Source organism: Flavobacterium zubiriense (genome assembly GCF_041729725.1).
Taxonomy (GTDB): Bacteria; Bacteroidota; Bacteroidia; order Flavobacteriales; family Flavobacteriaceae; genus Flavobacterium; species Flavobacterium zubiriense.
In genome coordinates this window covers 71,341-85,298 of the sequence record NZ_JBCFQL010000005.1, presented here as the reverse complement: position 1 = coordinate 85,298, position 13,958 = coordinate 71,341, and the positions used below count along the sequence as shown (strand labels likewise).

The following is a 13,958-nucleotide window of genomic DNA, read 5'->3' as shown; positions in this document are numbered from 1 at the left end:
TATGAGAAAACATTTTTTATTTCTATTTTTAGCCGCGATAACTGCAAATGGCCTTTACTCGCAAGCTCGAGGAAACCGGGTGGGCTACATTGATATGGAATACATTTTACAAAATGTAAGCAGTTACAATGAATCCAATTTGCTACTAGAAGAAAAAACTCAGAAATGGAAACAAGAAATAGAAACCAAGAAATTAGAAATTAATAAGGTTAAGGAAGCGCTTACAGCAGAAAAACCATTGCTAACGAAAGCATTAATAGAAGAACGCGAAACGGAAATTACTTTTCTTGAAAATGAATTGCTAGATTTGCAACAAAAGAGATTTGGTCCAAATGGTTTATTAATGAGTCAAAAAGCATTATTAGTAAAACCAATTCAAGACCAAGTATTCACAGCCGTTCAAGACATTGCAGAGGCAAAAAAATACGATTTTATTTTTGATAAATCTTCAGATCTAACGATGATTTTTGCAGACAAGCGTTATGATATTAGCGACCAAGTATTAAGAGTTATCAATCGTACAGAGAAAAGAGAACAACTAAGCAAAAAAGAATTAGCAGCTGAACAAGAAAAAGAAAGCAAAGAAGATGCAATAGATAGCAATCCAGAACTTGCAGAAAGACAAAAGGTTTTAGATGAAAGAAAAGCAGCAAGAGATAAAATACTAGAAGATAGAAAACAAGAACAAGAACAAAAGAAAAAAGATTACGAAGATAGAAGACAAAAAATCCTAGACGACAGAGCTGCTAAAAAAAATGGCACGGTTTCTGAAACAGCTAAAACAATCAGTACCAATACCGCTAAAACTGAAGTCCAAAAAGTTGCAACTGAAGACAAACCATCCGAAGCGGAAGTAGCCCAACAAAAAGCAGCCGATGCGAAAGCGAAAGCGCTTGAAGACAGAAAAAAAATTATTGAAGACCGTAAAAAAGCCTTAGAAGAAAGAAGATTACAAATTATTCAACAACGAGACTCTATCAAAACTGCTAGAGAAGAAAAACTAAAACAATAAATTAATTACTTAATATTTTAAAACCAATGAAACAAATTAAAACTTTATTAGTTGCCGCTCTATTCGCTTTTGGAGCAAATCAAACTATCAGTGCTCAAGCAAAGGTAGCTCATGTAGATGTAAGTGAATTGATGGCAAAAATGCCAGCTATGTTAGATGCTCAAAGCCAATTAGAAAAATTAAGCACTACATACGATGCCGATTACAAAAAAATGATTGAAGAATACCAAGCAAAATTGAAAAAATACGAAGCTGAGTCTGCAACAGTAACTGATGCTGTAAACGGAGAACGCGGAAAAGAAGTTCAAGACATGCAAAAAAGAATTACTGACTTTAGAGATAACGCTCAAAAAGAATTGCAACAAAAAGAATCTGACATTGTAAAACCATTAATGGAAAAAGTAAGAGCTTCTATTCAAAAAGTAGGGAAAGCTAAAGGATTCCAATATGTATTAGATGGTACTTCTCTTTTATTAGCTGATGGTCCAAACATTACTGCTGACGTTAAAAAAGACTTAGGATTCTAATATTCTAATTAAAATTCAAAAAACCGCTCTTTTTTCTACACAGAATCGAGCGGTTTTTTTGTGTTTTATTTTAGGAAAATTAACTCATTGCACTTAATTTTGTTCCAATGGACAACAAACAACCTATAGGTATTTTTGACTCTGGCATAGGAGGAACTTCAATCTGGAAAGAGATTCACAATCTTTTGCCTAATGAAGCAACCATTTACTTAGCCGATAGCAAAAATGCCCCTTATGGCGAAAAATCCAAAGAGGAAATTATTCATTTAAGCATGAAAAACACTGATTTTCTGCTTGACATGAATTGCAAGCTAATTGTTGTGGCTTGTAATACCGCAACAACTAATGCCATAAGAGAATTAAGAGCTCATTATGACGTTCCTTTTATTGGAATTGAACCAGCTATAAAACCCGCCGCCATACATTCTAAAACTCAAGTTATAGGTATTCTAGCCACTAAGGGGACGCTGAATAGCGAATTATTTAATAAAACGACCGAAATGTTCTATCATACTAAAATCATAGAACAAATAGGCTACGGACTGGTTGAATTAATCGAAAATGGGCAAATGGAAACCCCAGAGATGACACAGTTGCTTCACTCCTATCTCAATCCCATGATTGATGCCAATATTGATTTTCTTGTACTGGGCTGCAGTCATTATCCGTATCTTATCCCTCAAATAAGAAAAATTATCCCCAATCATATTCAGATAATTGATTCTGGTTTGGCCGTGGCAAGACAAACACAAAATCTATTAAATGAAATCGGCTTTAATCCAGACAACAACAACCAGCCCATTTTTTATACCAATACCAATCCTACAGTTTTAGAAACTATTTTAGGTAGTAAGTATAATGTACAAGAAAAAGATTTTTAGATTATTCTATTTTTCTCTTTACAAACCAAATCCCGTCCAAAGACAAATTAAGTGATAACTTGTGGTAATTCTCTTTAATCAATCCATTACTTATTCGTCCTCTTTGTCCATAAGAATAGGCAATGTTGAGCAATGAAAAAGTATTCTCGATAGGCAAAGAAACACCAACAGAAATTGATTTATTTTCAATTCTTTTATTATCTAATTCTAGAAAACCCGTATCGTAATTCAATCCTGTAGAGAATTGTACGCTGTCAAAATAGTTTTTCATATTTTTTCCCTTTCGATACGAAAAGCCCAATTTAAACTTCTCTTGATTTAAATAACTTCCATACAAATCGGCTTGTTGTGTACCTTCCCAAAAAGCCTTTTCATAATCGAGATTTATACTCAGATTATTTTTGAATTGCTTATTTAATCCAACCGAAAATTCGAATGGTAAGTAATAATCATCTATATCCGAATATGCTTCTGATTCAACTGTATTTGAAGATTCCAAATTGACATTATACGTTATTACCGATTGCACTTTAGTGGCATTAATTTTAGTTGGCGATTTTAAATTGGCACCAATTGTAAAAGTAGAATCTACTTTAAACTGGCTTCCTAAATTTAATCGGGCACCATTATAAGATGACACTTTATCGATAGTTGTTACCGAATTTGAAATAACATATTCTCTGGTATCTTTAGTACTTCCAAAAAGAATAGAAGTAGACAAACCTAATGACAATTTCTTTCCAAATCGACGACCATAAGAAATATCAAAATTATTCAAACCTCCAGTTCCTGTAGCACTCAACGTATATTCCTCAGTACTATCATGAATAGGTAATTTATAATCAGATATTTTAAAACCTGCACTTGAATACGGTTTTAAAGCAAGGCTAAACGCTGCTTTTGCACTTACAGGAAAAGCAAAAGCAATATGCGAAAATTGGACATTATTGCGATTTTCTTTTCTGAACACATCTTGATATGAAGTTTGAATTGCATTTCCACCTACATCAAACATAAAATGATTTTGAGCTATAAACCCTAAAGAAGCGGGATTTAGATTATTGATAAATCGAGTGGAAGGCAAAGCCACTCCTGAAGAACCGATAGCTGGAATGGAACCAAAATCAGATTCGTACAAACTCCCTAAACCATAAATGGAATAAGGAGAACTCGACAAACTTTGTGAATTAGAGCTAAAAGAAACAAAAATCAAGAAGCTTATTATTGCGAATGTATTTTTCATCTAATAAGAGATATAATATATTTTCAACTGAACTTTATTTTCCGTGTTCCTTTGGTTCCCTAAGACCAAACGATTGACTGCTTTTGAAATATTAGGTAGGGTAAGAATCAAAGCCGACTTAGAATCTAATCTTTTAACCATTTCATTTTGCATAAAAGTACCCAACGGAATACTGTATCCAATGTTTTCATCAAATTCATCTTCTGCCTTATTGAGCACTGCATAAATAGAACTACCCGAAGCTGAAGTTAGCATACCTGACAATCTATTTAATTTATCAGCTACATAAACATTTAGAGAATCAGCAAGAGGATATATCTTAGAATAAGTATTATTAACTGGTCGAATAATTAATTGAGCATCTACAATAGCTCCTTTCTCGGTAATGTATTTGAGTTCTTTAATATTGGGAAAATCAATCCTGCAAGCCAATCCGGTTCCAGACTGAATAAAGGATTTATTTTCAGTTAAATTACTCGACAGTCTCCCAGTTGTCCCCGGTAAATCCTTAACAATAGACCCTGTTCTATCTAAGGAAATTCTATTAAATTGTTTCGACATATCATCAATTGTAAATTCTTTTAATATCGAAGTTTTAGAATCGGTTACTTTTTTCGAATAATACAATTGAAGTAAGCTTGTTGTTCCAAAACCCAAAACAGCAGAAGTATTGGTTGAAGTTGATCGAATAACTAAACCTTTAAAATATTCTGTAAATTCAGCGGTTGTAATAATTTCTCTGTTCTTTAATTTTTGAAAAAGTGCATCGCCAAAAACAGCATCCATTTTTACAAAAATAGAATCTTGCCTAATTGGTTTTGGTATGAAAGAAGCCGTACCAATGTTTACAGCATCATAATTCAAATTCGAATTGTTATAAAAATTATCATCATCAGAATTCGGTTTTACTTTTTGAATCAAACGATGAATACTGACTGACTGAACTTTTGTAGTATCACCATAATAATATTTATCTGGTAACAAAACCATTCTAATGGAATCAAAAACATAATTGGCTCCTTCAGTATCGGAACTGGTAGTTTGCAAATTGTAGCTGGAAGACGAAAGTTGAAAATAACTATCAGAACTTACTTTTCCAAAAATAGGATCGTCATAATTTCCCAAAAGAATACGACTTTGCCCAGAAGTTACTAAGGAATCAAAGTTAATTGTCGAAACTTCAACAGTAACAGTATCAATCAATATAACCTTATTATTCACAGCTAAATTATCTGAGCCTACTACAAATTCTCCCGCATCTACATCAGAATCACACGAGGTGAGCGTAATCCCGAAAAGCAACACTATAAACAATCTATACATAAAACTTTTTTGAACAAATATAGCAGAGCACTATTTATAAAGCCTAACAACATATACAGCTAAGGATTTTGCATCTATAAAAAGGCATTTTTAATCTATAAAATCAATTCAGAGTTCAACAATCCATTCGACGGAACAAAAACCCAATTTGTCTATAAAAAAGGGGCATCTATATATCTTCTTTTTTTAAAATAGATAATGCGTATACTTTTGATGCAATAAATAAATAAATGAAATTAAAATTTTTTACAACTTTAGTCTATATGATTTCCATTCTTAAAATAACAGCTCAAAGTGGTTATTCGTTAGAATTGAATGTAAACACCATTCCTACAGAAGAAATAACCAAAAATGAGACTGGAATTGGAATTTCATTTTACTCGAATTTGGATTCAAAAAATAAAATAACAAACAGTATTAATTATAAAAATAGTGGTCTAAAATTTAATCTGGACAATTACTATTCGGCAGATAATAAAAACAATTACAATCGAATCGAAAATAACTTGGAATTCAAACATCAACTGAATGAAAAAGTGGGTTTAGATTTCGAATTTAAAACCATTGCCGCTTTTGAAAATAGCTTGGATTTTTCGGATGTTGGCTTCTTTGGCGGAGCCGGAATTCAGTATTCTTATTCTGAAAAAAGCAGTATTTATTTAGGCATAAAAAGAAACACATTGTTAGGAAAAGCCGAAGTACTTCCTGCGATTGCTTTTAACAGCAAATTGAATGCTAAAACAGATTTAACAGTAGGATTTCCCTATTCTAAAATTCAATATTCAAATAATGAACGTAATGTTTTCAGTTTGAAAAATACTTTTAATGGCGAATATTACCAACTCGACCAAACAAAAACAATCAGTTCAAATCTAAGTGCTTCCAGAATGAGTTTTTCTCAAATGACAACCGCTTTAGAATATGAAAGAAATGTGGATGGCAACTGGTTTATGAGTTTTCAGGGAGGATATCAATTCAACAAAAAATACAGATTAACAGACAATAGAGGAACAACAAAATTTAATTTCGACGCTAATGATGGATATCTCTTAAACATTGGCATAAAATACAAACCGTAAAAAATAAATAAATAAATAAAATTATGATTATATTAAAAGGAAGAACACTAATTACCCTATTATTGATGGGACTAGTATTTGTAAGTTGTAGCAATGATGATGATGATGAAGAATTGATAGGTAACTGGATTAGAAAATCTTCATTTGATGGGCCAGCTAGATCAAGTGCAACGAGTTTCGTAATTGGTTCTTATGCTTATGTGGCTACAGGATATACTGGTGATGAATACTTGAAAGATCTTTGGGCATACAATTCTGACGGGGATTATTGGGAACAAAGAGCTGATTTTACAGGAGTAGCTAGAAGTTCAGCTTCTGGATTTGAGTTAGAGGGCAATGGATATATTGGTCTTGGATATGATGGAGTCAATAAATTAAAAGATTTTCACCAATATAATCCCGACACAAACACTTGGACTCAAAAAGCTGATTTTGCTGGAAGTGCGCGTTACTCGGCTGTAGGATTTCAAGTAGGCGGTAAAGCTTATTTTGGAACTGGATTTGACAACAACTTTCTAAAAGATTTTTATCAATATGAAGCCGGTTCTGATTCCTGGACACAGGTAAATGGATTTAGCGGAAATAAAAGACGAAATGCTTCGGTTTTTACCATTGATAACAAAGCTTATTTAGTAGCAGGAATTAACAATGGAGCCTATCAAGTTGATTTTTGGATGTTTGATCCAAGTACCGATACCTGGACTAAAAAACGTGATATCGATCAAGACGATGACGATGATGAGTCATACAACGATGATTATGTAATTGTTCGTTCAAATGCTTCTGCTTTTTCAATGAATGGATTAGGCTATTTAGCTTGTGGAGAAAGTTCAAAAACCATTTGGGAATACAATCCATCAACTGATGTTTGGGAAGAAAAAACAGCCTTAGAAGGTTCTGGAAGAACAGATGCTATTGGTTTTTCTATCAACGAAAGAGGATTTATTTTATTAGGTAGATCTGGCTCTTCGTACTATGATGATGTATGGGAATTTAAGCCACAAGACGAACAAAATGATGATGATAATTAATTCAAACCCTAAATTCTTCTGGACAAACATCCAGAAGGATTTTTCCATGAATAAAATAAAAACACTTATTCTACTCTCTATTTTAATGTTTCTTTTCGCTTGCAACAAAAAAGACGAATTAAGCTTAGAATCAATTAAAACACAAACTGGCTGGGGATATGTAATTAAAAATAATGACAGAATAATTATCAAACAATCCATAATTCCTGTGATTCCAAGTCAAAAATCATTTGAAAACGAACAAGAAGCACTAAAAGTAGGCAGCTTAGTCTTGCAAAAATTGAAAGACAAAACATCACCTACAATTACAAAAAAAGATTTAATTTTATTGTCAATTAAAATCTAGATGAACTTAGAGGGAATTACAAACAACAATTCAAACAAAATACTGATACACAGTATCATTTGGTGCTTTTTAATAATTGCCTCCTTGTTGCCATTTTATCAAAATTTTACTAGCATTGATGCTGAATTTTACGTGCAATGGTCCAGTGGTATTTTACTTTTCTATGCTAATTATCTCTATTTTGTACCCAATTTGCTTTTGCAAAAAAAATATGCTGCTTACTTAGGAATTATTTTTGCTATAATTGCTGTTTTTACTTGTATAAAAATATTTTATTTCACCCCAGATTTTCACAATTTTCCACATGAAAAACTTTTTGATGCCAATGGAAAAGAGTTTATTCCAGAGAAAAGATTTCTAAGAGAACCACCACCGCGATTCTTCAAATTTTTTCCATCTCTTTTTTATTTGTTTATCATTACGATAAGTACCGTTTTTAAAACGCTTTCTGAATTTTATATCAACCAACAAAACAAATTAATTTCTGAAACACGCAAAACAACAACGGAATTAAACTATTTGAGAAAGCAAACCAATCCGCATTTTTTATTCAACGCCTTAAATAGCATTTATTCGTTGGCTTATAAAAAATCAGATTTAGTTCCAGATGCTATTGTAACTTTATCCGAAATGATGCGTTATATGCTCTACGAAACCGACAATAAAGCAGTACCCTTAGAAAAGGAAATCAACTATATTAAGAATTATATTGAATTACAAAAATTAAGATTAAACAATATAGAGAACATTTTTATCAACATTCACGGCGAAACCAGAAACAAATCCATTGAACCACTATTGCTGATTTCGTTCATCGAAAATGCCTTTAAATATGGAACTGATTATAAAGGAACTACATTTGTAAAAATTAAAATTAGCATTGAAGATAACATCTTAGATTTTTGGATCGAAAATAGGATTGAAAACCAAATCAAAGATCCAAATAATTCAGGGATTGGTTTGACCAATATTAAAAACCGACTCAATATTTTATATCCAAATGCGCATCAATTAACCATTACGCAAACGGATAATAAATACAGCGTTCATTTGAATTTAAAGCTAGAACCATTAGAAAACGAAACAAAATGAAGTGTGTAATTATAGATGACGAACCTTTAGCGGTTGATTTAATCAAAGAATTTGTTAGCAAAGTAGAAAGTCTTGAACTTATCAATACCTTCAATAATGCTATTGATGCTATTGCTGTAATTAACAATTCGAATGTTGATTTGATTTTCCTGGATATCGAAATGCCTCATTTCACAGGTATTGATTTTCTAAATGCAATTGATAAAAAACCATTAATTATTTTCACCACAGCTTATTCTGATTATGCTGTAGAAGGATTTAATTTGGGCGCAGTGGATTATTTGGTAAAACCAATTCCCTTTCATCGCTTCTTAAAATCGGTGATGAGAGCTCAACAATTGTTTCAATCTCAAAACACCACTTCAGCCATTACTCCTAAAATAGTTGCACCAGAAATGGAACCTGATTTTATGTTTGTGCGTTCGGAATACGAAAATGTAAAAATCAACTTTTCGGATATTTTATTTATCGAAGGTTTGAAAGATTATGTCAAAATTTACACTAGTGATAATAAATTTACATTAACATTGATTAGCTTGATTAAATTAGAAAACACACTTTCGTCTAAAGGTTTTTCTCGAATTCACCGCTCCTATATCATCAATATAAAATACGTAAAATCCATTCAAAAAAACAAAGTGTTAATTGCTGACAAACGTATTCCCATTAGCGAGAGCTATAAAAATGCTTTCTTTGAAAGAATCAATTTATAGACTATTCTTCCTTAAACCAGCTGGAATACATGAGATAATTCTCGGCAATGCGTTCAATTTCTCCAGCAAAACTGGACTGATTTAGGTCTTTTACTTTTTTAGCTGGAACTCCTGCCCAAATAGAACCCGAAGTAATTGTGGTATTTTGAGTAACCACTGCTCCTGCTGCAATAATAGAGTTGCTTTCTACAGTACAATTATCCATTACAATAGCGCCCATTCCTATCAAAACATTGTCATGCACTACACAACCATGAACAATAGCATTGTGTCCAATGGAAACATTATTTCCTATAATAGTTGGGTATTTTTGATAGGTACAATGAATTACTGCTCCGTCCTGAATATTAACTTTGTTTCCAATTTTTATAGAATTGACATCACCTCTAATTACCGCATTAAACCAAACGCTACAAGAAGTTCCCAAAGTAACATCGCCTACAATGGTAGCATTTTCAGCTACATAACAATCTTCAGGAATTAAAGGAGATTTTCCATTAACCGATTTTATCAACATGGTTTTAAATATTAGTTAATAGCTGGACAAAAACATTCATATCTCTCGCGTTTGCAGAAAAGGTCAAGGCCTAAAGTAATTTGGTGAAAACCTCCAGTTCCAAAATTTACATCTCCACCTAATTGAGAATAGGTATAGGCAAACATTACATTCTTGAAGTTTACACCAACTATTGGAGTAATAGCTTGGTATCTTTGTCTGGAAGTACCATTTCCATTATTAAATTCAGCTCCATCAAAACTGGTTCTATAGGAAAGTCCTCCCCAAAAAGTACCAAAATCCATGCTTTTATAGGCTTTCATATTAATATCAATCGCTTTTTCGGCAGTTTGACTAGTATACTGAAACATCACAGAAGGTTCCCATAAAATTCGATCTTTATTACCAAAAATATAGCCTGTATTTAAAATAAACTTTCTCAAGTTATCACTTTCGTTCTCTGTATAAATTTCACGTCTAGCTTCAATGGCATTCTTAATGGTACCATGCACATAAAAATCCAAAAAATTATAAGACATTCCAAAATCAACATTGAAATAAGAATCTTTTTGAACTATTGTTCCGTTTATTATGGGATCATTAACTCCTGGTTCTAAAAAAGAAGTCTCGTCTAAATTACTCTGAATTAAACCTCCACTAATACCAAAAGACAACTGATTCAAATCAATCTCATCTCTGGAAAACATCAAATGATACGCATACGTTAGCTTCACTCCTTTTTGAGAATGATATCCATTTTTATCATTAAAAAGTATGATTCCAGCACCTGCTTTTTCACCTACTCTTCCGTTAAGGCTTAAGGTTTGAAGCGCAGGAGCATCCACCTGATCAAACCATTGTTTTCGGGCTGTAAGTCTTAGCTTGGTACAATTAGAAGCTCCAGCCATGGAGGGATGCAGTAAATAATAATTATCTGAAAGATAATCTGAATACACTGGGATTCCTTCCTGAGAATAGGAATATAAACCAATAAAAAAACAGATTATGAAATATCTAATTTTAGTATACATTTAAAAAATATTAATCACGATGAATTTAAAAATGAAAGAAACTTTTCCCAAAAACTAAAGTTAAGTTAATTTATTCATTAATAATTCAAATATAGTTATTCATAGAAAATAACTTTACTAAATTTGTAAAAATTTACAAAAATCATGACAAAAATAACCGTTAAAGAAACGCAAAACCCTACTATATTAAAGTTTGAATTTGAGGATTTTATCACTAAAAACGAAAGTTTTGAGTTTAAAAATATAGATGAAGCCAAATCTTCTCCGCTTGCACAACAATTATTTTATTTGCCATTTGTAAAAACAGTTTATATCTCTGGTAATTTTATTGCTATCGAAAGATTTAGTATTGTTGAATGGGACGATGTAAAAGAAGCTGTTGCTGAGCAAATTGAAAACTTTGTAAACAAAGGTGGAACTATCATCGAAATCGATGATAACAAACCTAAAAAACAACCGATTACCGTTTATGGAGAAACCACTCCTAATCCATCGGCTTTGAAATTTGTGGTAAGCAGAATGCTGACAAAAAATGCAGTAGAATACAAAAACATTGACCAAACTGCTTCTTCGCCTTTAGCGAAAGAATTATTTAAATTTCCTTATGTAAAAGAAATTTTCATTGACGAAAACTATATTTCGGTAACCAAATACGAACTAAACAGCTGGGACGAAATCACGCTAGAACTAAGAACTTTTATCAAACAATACATTGAAAATGGTGGAATTGTTCTTGATGACAGTGTAGTTATCAATGCCGAAAAACAAGAGCAAATTAAAACGGAAGAGTTCGACAAACTAGATGTTACTTCGCAACAAATCATTAATATCTTAGAAGAATATGTAAAACCAGCAGTTGCTGCCGATGGTGGAAATATCGCTTTTGAGTCTTATGATGAAGAAAGCAAAATTGTAAAAGTGATTCTTCAAGGTGCTTGTAGCGGTTGTCCATCTTCTACTTTTACTTTAAAATCAGGAATCGAAAACATGTTAAAAAGCATGCTTAACGATGAAAAAATTCAGGTAGAGGCAATTAATGCTTAAACAATTCAAACTCTAAACCTAACATTTTGTCATTCCGACGAAGGAGGAATCTCCGCGACGTTAGTAACCAACGAAGATTCCTCCTTCGTCGGAATGACAAGTTTATGGGTTTTACTGCTTTTTTGAAGTCGTTATCATGAAATCTTTTAGGTAGTAAGGCTCAAAATAAGCCACATCCACAAAATCTTCTTTTAAGTATTTTTGATAACTCAAAGCGCTCATTTGGTTCGCCGATGGATATTTTATGGTTTCTAAGAAAACAAAATCTGGATTGGTTAACACTTCTTTACATTTATCGACACAATCGCCTACAAAATATAAGGTTTCTTTGTATTCCTGAAAAGAATCTTCTGTTATTACTTCGGCAAGAATGTTTCTTTGAGATTGTAAATCACTCGAAAAAACAGCGCTATACACTTCCATTCTTCTTGCGTCAAGCATTGGAACAATGAAACCTTTTTCAATAGTTGCCTGAGCAGCCAAAGATTGTAAAGTATCCACAGCTATCAACGGAACACCAAGTGCAAAACACAATCCTTTTGCTGCCGAAACTCCTATTCTAAGTCCTGTATAAGAACCCGGCCCTTGACTCACTGCAATAGCAACTAAATCTTTAAATCTAATTCCAGCTGCTGCAATACTTTCTTCAATAAAGACATGCAAACGTTCGGCATGAGAATACCCTTCTTCGGCAATTTCATTACAAACAATAGTTTCGCCATCTTTGGCAATGGAGATGGAACAATTTTTTGTAGCCGTTTCTATATTCAGTATATAATTATTCAATGTATTTTATTTTATAAAGGTCTAAAAAAAGTAAAAGATTTCACTAAAGTACACTGCTTATTTCTTAGCATTTTCTGATTTCACCGTTACTTTATCTCCAGAATTTAGTTCTTTACTAACAATTGTATAGGGGCCAACAATTACATTATCCCCATTTTTAACTCCGCTTAGAATTTCAATATTAGTATCGTCTTGAATTCCAGTTTTCACAATTTTAATCTTGGCTTTATCACCCATTTTCACAAAAACACATTCAAATTTCTTATCGCTTTTAGGTGCTTCCTTTTTTTCGTCTTTTTCGTCTGGTATTTTTTTATCGGCAATAGAAACAGCCGTTGTATCTGATTTTACAACAACAGCACTAATTGGCACAGCCAAAACATTTTTCTTAGTTTTGGTTATAATATCTACCGTTGCAGTCATTCCTGGTCTAAATGGCGAATAAGTCTCTGGTTTACCTACTAGCAAATCTTCGTAAGATTCTTTTAAAATTCGAACTTTAACTTTAAAATTAGTTACTTGATCGGCAGTCAAAGTAGAACTAGCCGAATTAGAAATACTTGTTACAATACCTTTGAATTTTTTCTTCAAATAAGCATCGACTTCAACATTAGCCAAATCACCTGCCTTAATTTTTACAATATCATTTTCGTTGACATCTACTTCAACTTCCATATTGTTTAAATTGGCAACTCTTAAAAGTTCCGTTCCAGCCATTTGTTGTGTTCCTAAAACACGTTCCCCCAACTCTACATTCAATACCGAAATAGTTCCATCTGCCGGAGCATAAATAGTAGTACGACCTAAGTTGTCTTTTGCTTCATTAACCGTTGCCGAGGCACTCTGAACATTATAATAAGAAGATTGTCGTGACGCTTTTGCTACTTCAAATGAAGCGATAGATTTATCCCAATCCGATTTCGAAATCACCCCTTTATCATATAAGGTTTTGTTTCTTTCGTAGTTGGCTTTTGCTTCTTTAAAACTAGCTTCAGATTGCGTTAGACCTGCTTTTGTTCCAGACAAATTAGAAACCGAACGATTGTAACTTGACGTATATAAATCAGGGTTTATTTTTACTAACAAATCTCCTTTTTTAACTACTTGACCTTCTTTTACATTTAGCAAAATAATTTCTCCCGAAACTTCTGGAGCTATTTTAACCTCTATTTCTGGTTGGATTTTTCCCGTTGCCGAAACCGTCTCAACAATGGTCATAGGAACTACTTTTGCAATTTCTATTTCTTTAGCATCTTCTTTGTTTCCAAAAACGCCTTTTTTTCCTAAGACAATTAATACAGCTACTACAATTATAAAAACAGCAGAAAGGATATAAATATTTTTCTTTGACATA

At 32.5% G+C, this 13,958-nt stretch carries 15 protein-coding genes; 9 read left to right on the top strand and 6 right to left on the bottom strand.

All coding sequences use genetic code 11. The features are described 5' to 3' along the window. The first annotated feature begins 1 nt into the window (after position 1). The 3 genes from AAGV28_RS05770 (at position 2) to murI (ending at position 2,420) form a co-directional block, all read left to right on the top strand. Positions 2 to 1,012 (top strand): OmpH/Skp family outer membrane protein, encoded by a 1,011-nt coding sequence (locus AAGV28_RS05770; RefSeq protein ID WP_373405876.1) that lies wholly within the window; start codon positions 2 to 4, stop codon positions 1,010 to 1,012. Positions 1,013 to 1,038: 26 nt separating this feature from the next. Next, the gene (locus AAGV28_RS05765; RefSeq protein ID WP_373405875.1) at positions 1,039 to 1,539 is read left to right on the top strand and encodes an OmpH/Skp family outer membrane protein; all 501 of its coding nucleotides are present in this window, start codon (positions 1,039 to 1,041) and stop codon (positions 1,537 to 1,539) included. 107 nt (positions 1,540 to 1,646) lie between these two features. Next, complete coding sequence (gene murI / locus AAGV28_RS05760) at positions 1,647 to 2,420, top strand: glutamate racemase (protein ID WP_373405874.1); 774 nt, start codon at positions 1,647 to 1,649, stop codon at positions 2,418 to 2,420. 1 nt (position 2,421) lies between these two features. Here murI and AAGV28_RS05755 read toward each other — a convergent pair whose 3' ends face one another. Next, positions 2,422 to 3,663, bottom strand: coding sequence for an aromatic hydrocarbon degradation protein (locus tag AAGV28_RS05755; protein WP_373405873.1), 1,242 nt, complete (start codon positions 3,661 to 3,663; stop codon positions 2,422 to 2,424). Then, entirely contained in the window at positions 3,664 to 4,986 is a 1,323-nt protein-coding gene (locus AAGV28_RS05750; protein WP_373405872.1) for a DUF4270 family protein, read from the bottom strand. 230 nt (positions 4,987 to 5,216) lie between these two features. Here AAGV28_RS05750 and AAGV28_RS05745 point away from each other — a divergent pair, with 230 nt between their 5' ends. From AAGV28_RS05745 to AAGV28_RS05725, 5 genes are read left to right on the top strand one after another with little or no spacing between them, the layout of a single operon-like run. Next, on the top strand, positions 5,217 to 6,065 hold the full coding sequence (locus AAGV28_RS05745; protein WP_373405871.1) for a DUF6268 family outer membrane beta-barrel protein: 849 nt from the start codon (positions 5,217 to 5,219) through the stop codon (positions 6,063 to 6,065). 23 nt (positions 6,066 to 6,088) lie between these two features. Further along, positions 6,089 to 7,096 carry a Kelch repeat-containing protein gene (locus AAGV28_RS05740; RefSeq protein ID WP_373405870.1) on the top strand — a complete coding sequence of 336 codons (1,008 nt, stop codon included), beginning with the start codon at positions 6,089 to 6,091 and terminating at the stop codon, positions 7,094 to 7,096. A gap of 46 nt (positions 7,097 to 7,142) precedes the next feature. Beyond that, complete coding sequence (locus tag AAGV28_RS05735; RefSeq protein ID WP_373395177.1) at positions 7,143 to 7,442, top strand: DUF4907 domain-containing protein; 300 nt, start codon at positions 7,143 to 7,145, stop codon at positions 7,440 to 7,442. Further along, positions 7,443 to 8,534: a sensor histidine kinase gene (locus AAGV28_RS05730; protein ID WP_373405869.1), complete on the top strand. Its 1,092-nt coding sequence runs from the start codon at positions 7,443 to 7,445 to the stop codon at positions 8,532 to 8,534. Beyond that, on the top strand, positions 8,531 to 9,247 hold the full coding sequence (locus AAGV28_RS05725) for a LytR/AlgR family response regulator transcription factor (protein ID WP_373405868.1): 717 nt from the start codon (positions 8,531 to 8,533) through the stop codon (positions 9,245 to 9,247). Before AAGV28_RS05730 ends, AAGV28_RS05725 begins: the two co-directional genes overlap by 4 nt. A 1-nt stretch (position 9,248) precedes the next feature. Here the strand turns inward: AAGV28_RS05725 and AAGV28_RS05720 are convergent, their stop codons facing one another. Together AAGV28_RS05720 and AAGV28_RS05715 are read right to left on the bottom strand one after the other, a co-directional pair. Continuing rightward, the gene (locus AAGV28_RS05720; protein ID WP_373405867.1) at positions 9,249 to 9,764 is read right to left on the bottom strand and encodes a gamma carbonic anhydrase family protein; all 516 of its coding nucleotides are present in this window, start codon (positions 9,762 to 9,764) and stop codon (positions 9,249 to 9,251) included. 11 nt (positions 9,765 to 9,775) lie between these two features. Next, positions 9,776 to 10,774, bottom strand: a complete 999-nt coding sequence (locus AAGV28_RS05715; protein WP_373405866.1) for a PorP/SprF family type IX secretion system membrane protein — start codon at positions 10,772 to 10,774, stop codon at positions 9,776 to 9,778. 144 nt (positions 10,775 to 10,918) lie between these two features. On the opposite strand from AAGV28_RS05715, the gene AAGV28_RS05710 reads away from it, so the two are divergent. Beyond that, positions 10,919 to 11,818, top strand: coding sequence for a NifU family protein (locus tag AAGV28_RS05710; protein WP_373405865.1), 900 nt, complete (start codon positions 10,919 to 10,921; stop codon positions 11,816 to 11,818). Positions 11,819 to 11,929: 111 nt separating this feature from the next. On the opposite strand, the gene tsaB is transcribed toward AAGV28_RS05710, so the two are convergent. Then, a complete protein-coding gene (tsaB, locus tag AAGV28_RS05705) occupies positions 11,930 to 12,604 on the bottom strand; it encodes a tRNA (adenosine(37)-N6)-threonylcarbamoyltransferase complex dimerization subunit type 1 TsaB (RefSeq protein WP_373405864.1) in 675 nt (224 codons plus the stop codon). A 57-nt stretch (positions 12,605 to 12,661) separates the two neighbouring features. After that, entirely contained in the window at positions 12,662 to 13,957 is a 1,296-nt protein-coding gene (locus tag AAGV28_RS05700) for an efflux RND transporter periplasmic adaptor subunit (protein ID WP_373405863.1), read from the bottom strand. Between the last annotated feature and the right edge of the window lies 1 nt (position 13,958).